Origin of the sequence: Streptomyces sp. NPDC004542 (assembly GCF_040610035.1) — a bacterium.
Lineage (GTDB): Bacteria > Actinomycetota > Actinomycetes > Streptomycetales > Streptomycetaceae > Streptomyces.
In genome coordinates, this window is the sequence record NZ_JBEXLP010000001.1 from 306798 (window position 1) to 321082 (window position 14285).

General features: G+C 73.3%; 15 protein-coding genes. 3 read left to right on the forward strand and 12 right to left on the reverse strand.

The window, feature by feature from the left end; all coding sequences use genetic code 11:
• Window positions 1-49: 49 nt before the first annotated feature.
• Genes ABZX30_RS01435 through tsaB form a run of 4 tightly spaced genes read right to left on the reverse strand, consistent with a single transcriptional unit; the run spans window position 50 to window position 2598 of the window.
• Complete coding sequence (locus ABZX30_RS01435) at window positions 50-307, reverse strand: hypothetical protein (protein ID WP_355927318.1); 258 nt, start codon at window positions 305-307, stop codon at window positions 50-52.
• Window positions 304-1389, reverse strand: coding sequence for a tRNA (adenosine(37)-N6)-threonylcarbamoyltransferase complex transferase subunit TsaD (gene tsaD, locus ABZX30_RS01440; RefSeq protein WP_355927320.1), 1086 nt, complete (start codon window positions 1387-1389; stop codon window positions 304-306). The genes ABZX30_RS01435 and tsaD overlap by 4 nt, the downstream gene beginning before the upstream one ends.
• Window positions 1382-1912, reverse strand: a complete 531-nt coding sequence (gene rimI, locus ABZX30_RS01445) for a ribosomal protein S18-alanine N-acetyltransferase (RefSeq protein ID WP_355927385.1) — start codon at window positions 1910-1912, stop codon at window positions 1382-1384. The genes tsaD and rimI overlap by 8 nt, the downstream gene beginning before the upstream one ends.
• A gap of 29 nt (window positions 1913-1941) precedes the next feature.
• A complete protein-coding gene (gene tsaB / locus ABZX30_RS01450) occupies window positions 1942-2598 on the reverse strand; it encodes a tRNA (adenosine(37)-N6)-threonylcarbamoyltransferase complex dimerization subunit type 1 TsaB (RefSeq protein WP_355927321.1) in 657 nt (218 codons plus the stop codon).
• A gap of 125 nt (window positions 2599-2723) precedes the next feature.
• Here tsaB and ABZX30_RS01455 point away from each other — a divergent pair, with 125 nt between their 5' ends.
• Window positions 2724-3275: a hypothetical protein gene (locus ABZX30_RS01455; protein ID WP_355927323.1), complete on the forward strand. Its 552-nt coding sequence runs from the start codon at window positions 2724-2726 to the stop codon at window positions 3273-3275.
• A gap of 335 nt (window positions 3276-3610) precedes the next feature.
• Here ABZX30_RS01455 and ABZX30_RS01460 read toward each other — a convergent pair whose 3' ends face one another.
• The 8 genes from ABZX30_RS01460 to glmS all read right to left on the reverse strand — a co-directional run bounded on the left by ABZX30_RS01460 (window position 3611) and on the right by glmS (window position 11972).
• Window positions 3611-3778, reverse strand: a complete 168-nt coding sequence (locus tag ABZX30_RS01460) for a hypothetical protein (protein ID WP_355927325.1) — start codon at window positions 3776-3778, stop codon at window positions 3611-3613.
• Between the two features lie 130 nt (window positions 3779-3908).
• Window positions 3909-4421 carry a tRNA (adenosine(37)-N6)-threonylcarbamoyltransferase complex ATPase subunit type 1 TsaE gene (tsaE, locus tag ABZX30_RS01465; RefSeq protein WP_355927328.1) on the reverse strand — a complete coding sequence of 171 codons (513 nt, stop codon included), beginning with the start codon at window positions 4419-4421 and terminating at the stop codon, window positions 3909-3911.
• Window positions 4387-5658: an alpha/beta hydrolase gene (locus tag ABZX30_RS01470; protein WP_355927330.1), complete on the reverse strand. Its 1272-nt coding sequence runs from the start codon at window positions 5656-5658 to the stop codon at window positions 4387-4389. The genes tsaE and ABZX30_RS01470 overlap by 35 nt, the downstream gene beginning before the upstream one ends.
• An 85-nt stretch (window positions 5659-5743) precedes the next feature.
• Window positions 5744-6922, reverse strand: a complete 1179-nt coding sequence (alr, locus tag ABZX30_RS01475) for an alanine racemase (protein ID WP_355927332.1) — start codon at window positions 6920-6922, stop codon at window positions 5744-5746.
• A 58-nt stretch (window positions 6923-6980) separates the two neighbouring features.
• Complete coding sequence (locus ABZX30_RS01480; RefSeq protein ID WP_355927336.1) at window positions 6981-7844, reverse strand: L,D-transpeptidase family protein; 864 nt, start codon at window positions 7842-7844, stop codon at window positions 6981-6983.
• A 377-nt stretch (window positions 7845-8221) separates the two neighbouring features.
• Window positions 8222-9655 (reverse strand): NAD(P)H-hydrate dehydratase, encoded by a 1434-nt coding sequence (locus ABZX30_RS01485; protein ID WP_355927339.1) that lies wholly within the window; start codon window positions 9653-9655, stop codon window positions 8222-8224.
• A gap of 54 nt (window positions 9656-9709) precedes the next feature.
• Entirely contained in the window at window positions 9710-10081 is a 372-nt protein-coding gene (locus ABZX30_RS01490; RefSeq protein WP_355927341.1) for a holo-ACP synthase, read from the reverse strand.
• Between the two features lie 43 nt (window positions 10082-10124).
• A complete protein-coding gene (glmS, locus tag ABZX30_RS01495; RefSeq protein WP_355927344.1) occupies window positions 10125-11972 on the reverse strand; it encodes a glutamine--fructose-6-phosphate transaminase (isomerizing) in 1848 nt (615 codons plus the stop codon).
• 200 nt (window positions 11973-12172) lie between these two features.
• Between glmS and coaA the strand changes: the two genes are divergently transcribed.
• Window positions 12173-13141, forward strand: a complete 969-nt coding sequence (coaA, locus tag ABZX30_RS01500) for a type I pantothenate kinase (RefSeq protein ID WP_355927347.1) — start codon at window positions 12173-12175, stop codon at window positions 13139-13141.
• A 16-nt stretch (window positions 13142-13157) separates the two neighbouring features.
• Window positions 13158-14111: a DUF389 domain-containing protein gene (locus tag ABZX30_RS01505; RefSeq protein WP_355927350.1), complete on the forward strand. Its 954-nt coding sequence runs from the start codon at window positions 13158-13160 to the stop codon at window positions 14109-14111.
• Window positions 14112-14285: the final 174 nt, after the last annotated feature.

Here is a 14285-nt window from a genome sequence, read left to right on the forward strand (position 1 = left end):
AGGGCAGGAACAGGCGCGCGCACCACTCGGCGGCCCGCGGGGACCGCTGTCAGTCCTCCCCCACCGACTCGAACCGCCACCGGTGCACCGCCCGCGCGACCAGCTCGCCGTCCGGCTCGGGCAGTTCGGGCAGCTCGGCGTCGTACTCCGCGTTCCACCAGGTGATGACGAGGACGCGGTCCTGCGGGGCGCGCAGGATCTCCCGGCGCAGCGGCCGGCGCGGCAGCCGCTGCGCCCGGGCCCAGGCCAGCAGTGCGTCGCCGCGTCCCGCCACCGCCCGGGCCTCCCACATCAGCGCGACCGTCACGAGTACAGGTTCTCCTTGCTGACCTCGTGCACGTGGTCGTGGCCGGGGACGTGCGGGTCGGTCACCGGCAGGGAGGAGTCCGCCGACAGGTCCCAGCCGGAGGCGGCCCGGTTCCGGGCGACCATCTCGGCGCCCAGGGCGGCCACCATCGCGCCGTTGTCCGTGCACAGCTTGGGCCGCGGGACGCGCAGCCGGATGCCGGCGGCCTCACAGCGTTCCTGGGCGAGGGCACGCAGCCGGGAGTTCGCGGCCACACCACCACCGATCATCAGATGGTCGACGCCCTCGTCCTTGCAGGCCCGGACGGCCTTGCGGGTCAGCACGTCCACCACGGCCTCCTGGAAGGAGGCGGCCACGTCGCGGACCGGGACCTCCTCGCCCGCCGCCCGCCTGGCCTCGATCCAGCGGGCCACGGCCGTCTTCAGGCCGGAGAAGGAGAAGTCGTACGCCGCGTCCCGCGGGCCGGTCAGGCCGCGCGGGAAGGCGATGGCCTCCGGGTCGCCCTCCCTGGCGTAGCGGTCGATGACCGGGCCGCCGGGGAAGCCCAGGTCCAGCACCCGGGCGATCTTGTCGAAGGCCTCCCCCGCCGCGTCGTCGATGGTCGAGCCCATCGGGCGCACGTCCGAGGTGATGTCCGAGGACAGCAGCAGGGACGAGTGGCCGCCGGAGACCAGCAGTGCCATCGTCGGCTCCGGGAGCGGGCCGTGCTCCAGCTGGTCCACGCAGATGTGGGAGGCGAGGTGGTTCACGCCGTACAGGGGCTTGCCCAGGGCGTAGGCGTACGCCTTCGCCGCCGAGACGCCGACCAGCAGGGCGCCCGCGAGCCCCGGACCCGCGGTCACCGCGACGCCGTCCAGGTCCCTGGCGGAGACACCGGCCTGCTTCAGGGCGCGGTCGATGGTGGGCACCATCGCCTCCAGGTGGGCCCTCGAGGCGACCTCGGGCACCACCCCGCCGAAGCGGGCGTGCTCGTCGACGCTGGAGGCGATGGCGTCCGCCAGCAGGGTGGTGCCGCGGACGATGCCGACGCCGGTCTCGTCGCAGGAGGTCTCGATCCCCAGGACCAAGGGTTCGTCAGCCATTGCTCTCTGTGCTCTCTGTTCCTTGTTCGGGGGTGGGACCCGCGGCGGGGCCGCCGTCGGGTTCCGTGGTGAGGCGCATCACCAGGGCGTCCACGTTCCCCGGCTGGTAGTAGCCGCGCCGGAAGCCGATGGGGGCGAAGCCGAAGCGCTCGTACAGCTTCTGCGCGCGGATGTTGTCCACGCGGCACTCCAGCATCACTTCGGAGCACTCGAAGGCGGTCGCGGCCCGCAGCAGCTCGGCCAGCAGCAGGCTGCCCAGACCGGTGCCCTGGAGGTCGCGGGCGACGGCGATGGTCTGGATGTCGGCCACCGCGGCGAAGCCGCTGTCGGACGCCGCTCCCTGGGCGGCCAGGCCCGCGTAGCCGACGATCCGGCCGCCCGCCTCGGCCACGACGTACCGCCGGGTCGCCTCGGAGCCCCGGGAGTGGGCCAGCTCGGACCAGAACATGCCCCGCGACCAGGCGTCCTCGGGGAAGAGGTCCTTCTCCAGCTCCAGCACGGGATCGATGTCCCACCAGCGCATCTCGCGCAGTCGGGTGGTTGCGGGCTCGGTCACTTGGGGGTGACCACCTTGTAGTTCTTGGGGACCTGGGCGTCGGGGCGGCGCAGGTACATCGGCCGGGCGGCCGGGAACTCCTCCCCGGCGGCCAGCTTCTCGGCGGCCAGCGAGGCGAGGGCGGCGGCGGAGACGTGCTCGGGTTCGTGCGCCTGCGGGAAGGTGTCGGGGTAGAGCAGGGCGCCCGCGCCGACGGCCGGGAGGCCCGCCACCCGCTCGGCGATGTCGGCGGGCCGGTCGACGGCGGGGTCGGTGAGCCGGGTGCGGGAGTCGGCGTACGTCGCCCAGTAGACCTCCTTGCGGCGGGCGTCGGTCGCCACGACGAAGGGGCCCTTCTCGATGTCGGTCGCGTAGGCGAGGGCGTCGAGCGTGCACAGGCCGTGCACGGGCACGCCGAGCGCGAGCCCGAACGTGTCGGCGGTCATCAGGCCGACCCGCAGCCCGGTGTAGGGGCCGGGTCCGATGCCTACGACGATCCCGGTGACGGCGTCGAGCTTCAGCCCGGCCTCGGCGAACACGCGGTCGACGGCCGGGAGCAGCAGCTCGCCGTGCCGGCGCGCGTCCACCTGGCTGGAGGAGACGAGGACGTCCGTGCCGTCGTGCAGCGCGACGGTGACGGCGGGGGTGGCGGTATCCAGAGCGAGCAAGAGCACGCGAACAGCCTACGGCTCCAGCGCGTGCGCGGCGGCCGTCCCGGTCAGGTGGTCACCGACTGCTACCGTCTGCACAGAGTTATGTACGAAGTACGACAAATAACGCGAGACAGAGGTGGCGGAAGGTGGCACGGACCAGCGCGGGAATCGTCGCCGGGCTCACCGCGGCGGCCGTCGGGGCGGTCGGCTTCCTCACCTACCAGGCCTCCGCCACGGTCCCGGCCGGTCTCGGCGACAGGGTCCGGGCGAGCGCGTCACCTCCGGTCAAGGCGCCCCGCGACCGGAGCAACCCCACGGCACTGCCCGGCTTCTCCGGATCGGGTGAACGCGTCGTGTACTCGGTGGACGACGACCGGGTGTGGCTGGTCAGCGAGCGCAACCGGGTGCTGCGCACCTTCCGGGTGAGGCCGGGCAGTGTGGATCCGCCTCCGGGCGCCTACGTGGTCACGTCCCGCTCGCACGCGGTCACCGGCACCGACGGCGTTCCCGTCGAACACGTCGTGCGCTTCACCAGCGTGGACGACGTCGCCATCGGCTTCAGCGCCGCGGTCGCCCCGGACGCGTCCCAGGCCCCGGACCCGGCCGTGCGGACCGGCGGTATCAGGGAGACACGGGCGGACGGGAACGCGATGTGGATGTTCGCGACGATCGGGGTGCCGGTCGTGGTGGTCCGGTAGGGCCGGATCGACGGATCGGCCCGCGGCGAACCGTCCCAGGCGCCCCGACGGCACCCCGCCCGCACGGTGCGAGCGCGCACTCGCAGCTCCGGCCGACGGGCTGCCGCACGGCACGAGCACCGGGCGGAACATCGCCCGCGGGCTCACCGGACACCGCTCTCCTCGTCCGCGGACCCCGCGCTCACGCCGCGTCACGGTGGCGTTCCGCCGGCTCCAGCCACTCCGGGGCGAGCGCGCAGGTACGAGCGACACGCCACCCCATCGCGCGAGCAGCCGACCGGGACATCGCCCACCCGGTCACCGGACACCGGCCTCCTCGGCCACCGGCCCCGCGCTCACGCCGCGTCGCGGTGGCGTTCCGCCGGCTCCAGTCGCTCCGGCTCGGGGGCCCGGGGCGGGCGCGAGATCGTCTCGGCCGCCGCGCAGGACGCCAGCAGGTCACGCATGGAGATCCCGGCGGACACGGGCGGCCGCCACGGCAGCGCGGGCTGGGAAGCGGGCATGGGGCGCCTCCTGAGGTGCGGGGGCGGGCGCAGTTAGGCAGACCTAACTACGGACTGGACACCATGTCATCACGGCTTCCACGCCCGGCGCAACATGTTGCCGACGGCTTGTCGGAAAGTGTCGGTGCCCTCAGGCCGCCAGTGCCTCCAGGTCCACGGACGCCCACCGCCGGCCCAGACCGGTGAGGGTCACCTGCCGTACTTCGTCCGTGGTGTCCCCCACGGCCCGGTGGATGACGACCTGCAACCGTTCCTCGGTCAGCTCCTCGACCTTGCCCTCGCCCCACTCCACGACGACCACCGAGTCGGGCAGCGACACGTCCAGGTCGAGGTCCTCCATCTCGTCCAGCCCCCCGGACAGCCGGTAGGCGTCGACGTGGACGAGCGGCGGACCGTCACCCAGCGGCGGATGCACGCGGGCGATCACGAAGGTCGGCGAGGTCACCGCTCCGCGCACGCCGAGCCCCTCGCCCAGCCCGCGGGTGAGCGTCGTCTTGCCCGCGCCGAGCTCACCGGTGAGCATCACCAGATCGCCCGCGCGCAGCAGCTTGGCCAGGCGGCGGCCGAGCTCCCGCATCTGTTCCGGGGAGGTGACGGTCAGCTGGGTCTCAGCGGGGTTGTGCGGTGCTGCTGGTGCTTCCATAGCCACTTACCGTAGCCCCTGCGGGCACGGCACCCGCGCGGGTGAGCAGGTCCGCGAGGCGGTCGGTCACCACTTCCGGGTGCTCCAGCATGACCAGGTGCCCGGCGTCCGGCACGAGGACCAGTTCGGCCTCGGGCAGCAGGTCGGCGATGGCCTCGCTGTGCTCGCTGGGCGTGACGAGGTCCTGGACCCCGGCCAGCACGAGGACCGGCATGTCGGTGAAGCAGGCGAGGGCCTCGGCCTTGTCGTGGTCGGTGAACGCCGGGTAGAACTCGGCGACCACGTCGATCGGCGTGGACTCGATCATGCGTTCCGCGAACCGCGCGATCGCCGGGTCGACGTCCCGCCCGGCGAACGAGTACCGCTTGATGATCCCGGCGAACAGGTCGGCGGTGGCCCGCCGCCCCTTCTCCACCAGCGCCGCCTGCTGCCCCAGCGCCTTCAGCACCCCGGGGAGCACCCGGCGCACCGCGTTGACACCGGCGACGGGCAGCCCGAAGTTGACCTCGCCGAGCCGCCCGGACGACGTACCGACGAAGGCGGTGGCGACCACCCGGTCCCGGATCAGCTCCGGGTACTGCGCGGCCAGGGCCATCACCGTCATCCCGCCCATCGAGTGCCCGACCAGCACGATCGGGCCCTCGGGCACGGCCGCGTCGATGACGGCCTTCAGGTCGCGTCCCAGCTGGTCGATGGTGAGCGGCACCCCGTCCTGGATCTGGGCGACACCCCGCGCGGACCGCCCGTGGCTGCGCTGGTCCCAGTGCACGGTGCGGACGACACCGCGCAGGGCGGCGCGCTGGAAGTGCCAGGAGTCCTGGCTGAGGCAGTAGCCGTGGCTGAACACGACCGTGACCGGGGCGGGCGCCTTGCGGCCGAAGAGCCGGCGCCGGCGCGGGGAGAGGTTCGGGCCGCCGGCGTCGGGCTCGACGTCGTCGACCTCGTAGTACAACTCGGTGCCGTCGTCGGCGCGCGCCTTGCCCGGGGTGCCGCGCAGGGCGCCGTACGGACCCGCCGAGTCCAGCGCCAGCCGGGCCCTCCTGCGCATGCCCCGGCCGACGGTCATCCGTTCGATGGCGACACCGGCCGCCGCGCCCGCGGCGAGGACGCCTATCGCGGCACCGGCGAGGCCGGTCGCCCTGCGCCAGCTCCCGGCCGCCCCCGCGGCGGAGGCGGCGACGGCCGCGGCGGCGACGTCCGCCACGTCCGCGACGACCTCCGCACTGCTCTCGCTCACGTACCGCTCCTCATCACGACTGCTGCTGTCGTCACAGGTGTCCCCCGGGCCACACCCCGGCGAGTTCCCTCCGCGCGGGTGCCGGTCACCCGTGCTGCCGGTCCTGTTCCCCGTTCACATAGACGCGGGGAACGCGCGTTCCGATGCGCGTGACGATCTCGTACGCGATCGTGCCGGACGCCTGCGCCCAGTCCTCGGCCGTGGGCTCGCCGCGGTCACCGGGGCCGAACAGCACGGCCCGCTCCCCGGGCGCGGGCTCGTCCCCGCCGAGGTCGACCACGAACTGGTCCATCGCGACCCGCCCGGCGACCGTACGCCACTTGCCGCCGACCAGAACAGGGCCGGTGCCGGAGGCGTGCCGGGGGATGCCGTCCGCGTAGCCGACCGGCACCAGGCCGAGGGTCGTCCCGCCCGGGGTGACGTAGTGGTGCCCGTAGCTGACGCCGTGCCCGCCCGGTACGTGCTTCACCAGGGCCAGCGACGCCGACAGGGTCATCACGGGACGCAGCCCGAAGTCCGCCGGGGTGCCGATCTCCGGGCTCGGCGAGATCCCGTACAGGGCGATGCCCGTCCGGACGAGGTCGAAGTGGGCCTCGGGCAGGGTGAGCGTGGCAGGGGAGTTGGCGATGTGCCGGACCTCGGGGCGCACGCCCCGCCCCTCCGCGTACGCCAGCATCTCCCGGAAGCGGACGAGCTGGGCGTCGATCGACGGGTGGCCGGGCTCGTCGGCGCAGGCGAAGTGCGACCACAGCCCGGTGATCCGCACCAGCCCCTCGCGCTCCGCGTGCAGGGCCTCGGCGACGAGTTCGGCCCAGTCCGGTCCCGGCTGGCAGCCGGCCCGGCCGAGCCCGGTGTCGGCCTTGAGCTGCACGCGCGCGGGCCGCCCGGCCTGCCGGGCCGCCTCGACCGCCTCCCGCAGCGCCCACATACCGCTGACCGACACGTCGACGCCGGCCTCGACCGCCTCCCGCCACGGCCCGCCCGGGGTCCACAGCCAGCACAGGATCGGCCCCGTCAGCCCGGCCGCGCGCAGCGCGAACGCCTCCTCGGGAGTGGCGGTGCCGAGCCAGCTCGCGCCCGCCTCGACGGCCGCGCGGGCACAGGGCACCGCTCCGTGTCCGTAGCCGTCGGACTTCACCACGGCCATCAGGGCCGACCGGGGCGCACGGGCGCGCAGGGTCCGCACGTTGGCCCGCAGGGCGGCCAGGTCGATCTCGGCACGGGCGCGCAGGGGCGCGGTCGGCACAGGTGGTCTTTCAGTCATCGCGCCCCCAGTGTCTCAGAGGCCCCCGGCGGCCTCCGGGCGCAGGCCCTCGCACGGCCTAGGAGCCGGGCCTGCGGCCCCAGACGAATACCCGGTCGCCTTTCTTCAACACGCCCCACAGCTTGCGCGCGTCGGCCAGCCTGAGGTTCACGCAGCCCCAGGAGCCGACGGTGGTGTAGATGCTGCCGTAGACGGCGTGGAAGGCCTGGCCGCCGTCGAAGAACTGGGCGTACGGCATGGCTTGGTTGTACAGCGTCGACCAGTGGTTCTTGTGCCGCCAGTACACGGTGTGCCACCCGGCCCGGGTGGCGTACCCCTTGCGGCCGCTGCGCATCGGCACCGGCCCGAACACCACCTTCTTGCCCTTCTGCACCCAGGTGACCTGCCGGTCGAGGTCCACGCAGGCGACCCGGTAGGTCCGCACCGGGCACTTCTTCGCCGCGTTCGGGTTCTTCCTGGCCGAGATGAGCATCATCTGCGCCCAGGTGACGGGGCCGGCGAATCCGATCGCGGGCTTGATCCCGTGCTTCTTCTGGAAGTCCCGGATGGCCCTGCAATCGGCCGCGGACTGCTTCCCGTCCACCTTCCGCTTCAGCCACCGCTCGACCTGCCGCTGATAGGGCCCGGCCTGCTTGCTGCACGACACCTTGGCGACGGCGTCACCGAGCGGCACGTACTCGATCAGGTCGTACGTCCCCGGTGCCGCCTTCCGCGGCTCGACGGCGTCCTCCTCGGGGCTCGGCGCGTACACCCTCGGCGGCAGCATCTGGTCGGGTGTGTCGATCTGCCAGGGCTGCTGCGGGCCGGGGGCGACCCCGGGCACCAGTTCGGTCATGGCGCCCGCGGCGGGCGGCGGGGACGCCGGGGCGGCGGCCCGGGCGGTCCCGGCCGTGGGGAGGACGGTGGCGGCGGCCAGAAGCATGACGATGAACCGGTAAGCAATATGTCCACTTTTCACATGATCAGCGAAGCGGGCCGTTCCGCCGAATCCCGGCAGCCGCGCGGGCAGGTCACCCGAGGGGTGGACACCGGCGCCGGGAGACGCCGCTGCGCGTGGACCGGCCGCGCACGCCGGCCCCGTACGTACGCCGGTCACGGACGGGGGCCGGGGCACCGGCGGCGCCCGTGGAGTCGCCGGTGTCGCGCCCGGTGCCCGAGGAGCAGCCGGCCGCGGGCGCCCGGAAGCGTCCGTCAGACGCCTGTCCCGGACGTCTACGTCAGACGCGTACGCCGGGAACCCGTACGTCGGGGACCCGTACCCCAGACGCCGGCGTCAGACGCGTACGCCGGCCGCGTACGTCAGCCGCACACGTCCCGCCAGGCCGCGGGAACGGCGGCAGCCACGTCGTGCGCCCCCGCCGGCGCCCCGTCCGCCGCGTACCGCCCGGCGAGGCCGTGCAGATACGCCGCCGCGCTCCCCGCGTCCAGCGCCGGGAGTCCCGACGCCAGCAGCGAGCCGGCCAGCCCCGACAGGACGTCCCCGCTCCCGGCCGTGGCCAGCCACGGCGTGCCCGTGGCGTTCACCCGTACCGCCCCGCCCCCGGCGTCCGCGACCAGCGTGGTCGACCCCTTCAGCAGCACGGTCGCCCCGTACCGCAGCGCCAGCTTCCGCACGGCCTCCAGCCGCGCCGCCTCGACCTCCTCGCGGGCCGCACCGAGCAGCGCGGCGGCCTCACCGGCGTGCGGGGTCATCAGGGTCGGTGCGGTACGGGCCCGGACGGCGTCGCGGTCCGCGAGGCGCAGCCCGTCCGCGTCGATGAGCACCGGCACGTCCGTCTCCACCACCTCGGCGACGGTGGCGGCGTCGTCCCCGGCGCCGGGCCCGACCACCCAGGCCTGCACCCGCCCCGCCTCGCGCGGGCCCCGGTCGGAGACGAGGGTCTCGGGGAAGCGGGCGATCACGGCGTCCCCGGCGGGCCCGACGTACCGCACGGCGCCCGCCCCGCCGCGCAGGGCGCCCGACACCGCGAGGACGGCCGCGCCCGGATAGCGCGCCGACCCGGCCGCGACGCCGACGACACCCCGCCGGTACTTGTCGCTCTCGGCGGCGGGCAGGGGGAGCAGGCGGGCCACGTCGGCGTGCTGCAGGGCCTCGAGTTCGGCCTCGGGGGGCAGCTCCAGCCCGATGTCGACGAGGCGGACGGTCCCGGCGTACTCACGGGCGGGATCGATCAGCAGGCCCGGCTTGTGCGTCCCGAAGGTCACGGTCAGGTCGGCGCGGACCGCGGCCCCGCGCACCTCGCCGGTGTCCGCCTCGACCCCGCTCGGCAGGTCCACGGCGACGACGGCGGCGCGGGAGGCGCGGGCGGCCCGGGCGAGTGCCTCGGCGTCGGGGCGCAGGCCGCCCTTGCCGCCGATCCCGACGATGCCGTCGACGACGAGGTCGGCGCGGGCGACGAGGTCCTCGGCCGTGCCGCCGGGGCGGGCGACGGTGCCGCCCGCGCGGCGCAGGGCCGCCAGGCCGCCCGGGTGGGCGCGGTCGGGGCTGAGCAGCACGGCCGCGACCCCGGCGCCGCGCCGGGCGAGCCGGGCGCCGGCGTACAGGGCGTCCCCGCCGTTGTCCCCGCTGCCGACGAGGAGCACGACCCGGCGCCCGTACACCCGCCCCAGCAAGTCCGCACAGGCGGCGGCCAGTCCGGCGGCGGCCCGCTGCATGAGGGCACCGTCGGGGAGCCGTGCCATGAGCGCGCGCTCGGCTGTCCTTACCGTCTCTACGCTGTACGCGGTACGCATGCGGTCGAGTCTGCCCCGGATCCGGCCGGACCCGCACCCCCGACCCGGGTGCGCTCACCCTTCCGCGATCACCACCGCCGACGCGACTCCCGCGTCGTGACTGAGCGACACATGCCAGGACCGCACCCCGAGTTCGGCCGCCCTGGCCGCCACCGTGCCCTTCACCCTCAGCCGTGGCTGACCGCTGTCCTCGACGTACACCTCCGCGTCCGTCCAGTGCAGCCCGGGCGGCGCGCCGAGGGCCTTGGCGAGCGCCTCCTTCGCCGCGAAACGCACGGCGAGCGAGGCGATGCCCCGTCGCTCCCCGCTGGGCAACAGCAACTCGCTCGCGACGAAGAGCCGGTCGGCCAGCCCGGGGGTACGGTCCAAAGACGCCCGGAACCGGTCGATCTCGGCCACGTCGATACCGACACCGATGATGGTCATGCCCGGCAGCCTAGGGCGACGGGCGAGTCCGCGGGCGCGAGCGCTACTCCACCGTCACGGACTTCGCGAGGTTGCGGGGCTGGTCGACCTCGTTGCCGCGGGCGGTCGCCAGTTCGCAGGCGAACACCTGGAGCGGCACCGTCGCCACCAGGGGCTGCAGCAGCGTCGGGGTCGCCGGGATGCGGATCAGGTGGTCCGCGTACGGGACCACCGCCTCGTCGTCCTCCTCGGCGATCACGATCGTGCGGGCGCCCCTGGCCCGGATCTCCTGGATGTTGGAGACGATCTTGTCGTGCAGGACGGACCGGCCGCGCGGGGAGGGCACCACCACGACCACCGGCAGGTCGTCCTCGATGAGCGCGATCGGGCCGTGCTTGAGCTCGCCCGCCGCGAAGCCCTCGGCGTGCATGTAGGCGAGCTCCTTGAGCTTCAGGGCGCCTTCGAGGGCGACCGGATAGCCCACGTGCCGGCCCAGGAACAGCACCGTGTCCTGGGCGGCCAGGGAGCGCGCGAGCGACCGTACCGGCTCCATGGTCTCGAGCACCCGCTCGACCGCTCCGGAGATCTGCGACAGGTCGCGGATGACGGCCCCGATCTCGTCGCCCCACTTGGTGCCCCGGACCTGGCCCAGGTACAGCGCGACCAGGTAGCACGCCACCAGCTGGGTCAGGAACGCCTTGGTCGAGGCGACCGCGACCTCCGGCCCGGCGTGCGTGTAGAGCACCGCGTCCGACTCCCGGGGGATCGTCGAGCCGTTGGTGTTGCAGATGGCCAGCACCTTGGAACCCTGCTCGCGGGCGTGGCGGAGGGCCATCAGCGTGTCCATGGTCTCGCCGGACTGGGAGATCGCGATCACCAGGGTCTGCGCGTCCAGGATCGGGTCCCGGTAGCGGAACTCGCTGGCCAGTTCCACCTCGCACGGGAGGCGCGTCCAGTGCTCGATGGCGTACTTGGCGATGAGGCCGGCGTGGAAGGCCGTACCGCAGGCGACGATGACGACCTTGTCCACCTCGCGCAGCTCGAAGGCGCTGATCCGGACCTCGTCCAGGGTCAGTGAGCCGGCCGCGTCGATGCGGCCCAGGAGCGTATCGGCGACCGCCTTGGGCTGCTCGGCGATCTCCTTGAGCATGAAGTAGTCGTACCCCCCCTTTTCCGCGGCCGACACGTCCCAGTCGATGTGGTACGAGTGGACGTCCGCGGGACGGCCGTCGAAACCGGTCACCGTCACACCGTCCCGGCGCAGCTCCACCACCTGGTCCTGGCCCAGCTCGATCGCCGACCGCGTGTGGGCGATGAACGCGGCGACGTCCGAGGCGAGAAAGGCCTCACCCTCTCCGACGCCCACCACGAGCGGGGAGTTCCGCCGCGCGCCCACGACCACGTCCGGTTCGTCCGCGTGCACCGCGACCAGCGTGAACGCCCCCTGAAGACGGCGGCACACCAGCCGCATCGCCTCCGCGAGATCGGCGGTCACCGAGAACTCCTCGGCCAGCAGGTGGGCGACGACCTCCGTGTCCGTCTCCGAGGCCAGGTCATGGCCCCGCTCCGCCAGTTCCGCGCGCAGCGCCGCGAAGTTCTCGATGATCCCGTTGTGGACGACGGCGACCCGGCCGGCGTTGTCCAGGTGCGGGTGCGCGTTGGCGTCCGTGGGGGCCCCGTGGGTGGCCCAGCGGGTGTGGCCGATGCCCGTCGACCCCGTCGGGAGCGGCCGGTCGACCAGCTCCTTCTCCAGATTCACCAGCTTCCCGGCCTTCTTGGCGGCGGCCAGTCCGCCGTCCGCCGGCACGGCGACGCCCGCCGAGTCGTATCCCCGGTACTCCAGCCGTTTCAGCCCGGCCATCACGACCTCGAGCGCCGACTGCGACCCCACGTATCCCACGATTCCGCACATGCGCCGCAGCCTACGATCCGAAGCCGGTCGAAAACTGTCTCCGCGTGCCCGAAATCGGAAATACTCAGGGCATTTACCACCCCCGCAGGACTGATCACAGCCAAGTGCCGCACCGGAGCCCCGGCTGGGCGTGACCCACCCCACCCACCGCGCCGTTCAAACTCCGTTCACAATGGAATGTGATCTCTCCGGTCTCCCCGATGCCCCGGAGCGCCCACCGGCACAGGCCGGAGGCGACTCCCTACGTCGACCTCACCCGAGCCGAGTGGAGCGCGCTGCGCGACAAGACGCCGCTGCCGCTCACCGCCGAGGAGGTCGAGAAACTGCGCGGTCTCGGTGACGTCATCGACCTCGACGAGGTACGGGACATCTACCTCCCGCTGTCCCGGCTGCTCAACCTCTACGTCGGCGCCACGGACGGACTGAGGGGGGCGCTCAACACGTTCCTCGGCGAGCAGGGCTCCCAGTCGGGCACGCCCTTCGTGATAGGCGTCGCGGGTTCGGTCGCCGTCGGCAAGTCCACCGTCGCCCGTCTGCTCCAGGCGCTGCTGTCCCGCTGGCCCGAGCATCCGCGCGTCGAACTGGTCACGACGGACGGGTTCCTGCTGCCCACCAGGGAACTCCAGGCGCGCGGCCTGATGTCGCGCAAGGGCTTCCCGGAGTCGTACGACCGCCGGGCGCTCACCCGTTTCGTCGCCGACATCAAGGCGGGCAAGGACGAGGTGACGGCGCCCGTCTACTCCCACCTCATCTACGACATCGTGCCCGACCGGCGGCTCACCGTCCGGCGGCCCGACATCCTGATCGTCGAGGGGCTCAACGTCCTCCAGCCCGCGCTGCCCGGCAAGGACGGCCGCACCCGGGTCGGCCTGGCCGACTACTTCGACTTCAGCGTGTACGTCGACGCGAGCGGCGAGGACATCGAACGCTGGTACCTCAGCCGGTTCAAGAAGCTGCGCCGGACCGCCTTCCAGAACCCCTCCTCCTACTTCCGCACGTACACCCAGGTGTCCGAGGAGGAGGCCCTCGACTACGCGCGGACCCTGTGGCGGACCATCAACAGGCCCAACCTGGTGGAGAACATCGCGCCCACCCGCGGCCGCGCCACCCTCATCCTCCGCAAGGGCCCGGACCACAAGGTGCAGCGTCTGAGGCTGCGGAAACTCTGAGCGCTACCCTGCGGGCATGCTGCATCTGCGTCTGATCACACCGGCCGACAGGACGGACGAGGTGGTGCGCCTGATCGAGAAGACGGTCGGCACCACGCACCTCGCCGTGCTCCCGGGCGTCGCCCGCGATCCCGCCGGGGACATCGTGATGTGCGACGTGGCCCGGGAGGCGGGCGACGCACTGCTGACGGAGTTGCAGCGACTGGACATCGACAGCACCGGTTCCATCGCCGTCGAGAACGTCGACCTGTCCCTGTCCCGGCGGGCCGACAAGGCCGAGGAGGAGGCGCCCGGCGAGGGCGCGGACGCGGTGCTGTGGGAGCACCTGGTCGAGGCGACGCACGAGGAGTCGACGCTGTCGGTGACCTACGTCGCCTTCATAACCCTGGCCACGATGATCGCGGCCTGCGGCGTGGTGCTCGACAACGCGATCCTGATCGTGGGCGCGATGGCGGTGGGGCCGGAGTTCGGTCCGCTGGCCGGGATCTGCACCGCGGTGGTGCGGCGGGCGCCGCGGCTGGCGCTGCGCTCGTTGATCGCGCTGCTGGTGGGCTTCGCGGCGGCCATGCTGCTGACCTCGGCGTTCAGCGTCTTCATGGACGCGGTGGGCCTGTTCAGCAAGGCGCAGTTGGAGGCAGACCGGCCCAACACCGGGTTCATCTACGCCCCGGACTGGTTCTCGTTCGTGGTGGCCGTGCTCGCGGGGGCCGCCGGGACGCTGTCGCTGACGTCCGCCAAGTCCGGTGCCCTGGTCGGCGTCGCCATCTCCGTGACGACCGTGCCGGCCGCCGCCAACGCGGCCGTGGCCCTGATCTACGGCGACGGGCACCAGACCGTGCGTTCGTCGGAGCAGCTGCTGCTGAACCTGCTCGGCATCGTCATCGCCGGCACGCTCACGCTGCTCGCCCAGCGGTGGTTCTGGGCCAGACAGCGCGAGCGCACCCCGACATCCGGGAGCGGGACGGCCTAGGGGGTGTCTGACTCATGAGCGCGGGAGCAGGAGCGGCGTCGGGCACGCACGCTCGCCGCGGGCATGTGTCGGACGCCCCCCAGTGCTGTGGCCGGAAAGGTTCACCGGCTCGCGACGCCCGGCACGGCTCCCCCACGCTCGGCTTCGCTCGCGCGGGAGGGGCCCCCACCGCCG

Coding starts and splice junctions, on each gene's coding strand:
- tsaD (WP_355927320.1), bottom strand. CDS start 1,389: ATGGCTGACGAACCCTTGGTCCTGGGGATCGAGACCTCCTGCGACGAG.
- rimI (WP_355927385.1), bottom strand. CDS start 1,912: ATGCGCTGGTGGGACATCGATCCCGTGCTGGAGCTGGAGAAGGACCTC.
- ABZX30_RS01460 (WP_355927325.1), bottom strand. CDS start 3,778: ATGCCCGCTTCCCAGCCCGCGCTGCCGTGGCGGCCGCCCGTGTCCGCC.
- tsaE (WP_355927328.1), bottom strand. CDS start 4,421: ATGGAAGCACCAGCAGCACCGCACAACCCCGCTGAGACCCAGCTGACC.
- alr (WP_355927332.1), bottom strand. CDS start 6,922: ATGACTGAAAGACCACCTGTGCCGACCGCGCCCCTGCGCGCCCGTGCC.
- ABZX30_RS01480 (WP_355927336.1), bottom strand. CDS start 7,844: ATGCTTCTGGCCGCCGCCACCGTCCTCCCCACGGCCGGGACCGCCCGG.
- ABZX30_RS01485 (WP_355927339.1), bottom strand. CDS start 9,655: ATGCGTACCGCGTACAGCGTAGAGACGGTAAGGACAGCCGAGCGCGCG.
- ABZX30_RS01490 (WP_355927341.1), bottom strand. CDS start 10,081: ATGACCATCATCGGTGTCGGTATCGACGTGGCCGAGATCGACCGGTTC.
- glmS (WP_355927344.1), bottom strand. CDS start 11,972: ATGTGCGGAATCGTGGGATACGTGGGGTCGCAGTCGGCGCTCGAGGTC.
- coaA (WP_355927347.1), top strand. CDS start 12,173: ATGCCCCGGAGCGCCCACCGGCACAGGCCGGAGGCGACTCCCTACGTC.
- ABZX30_RS01505 (WP_355927350.1), top strand. CDS start 13,158: ATGCTGCATCTGCGTCTGATCACACCGGCCGACAGGACGGACGAGGTG.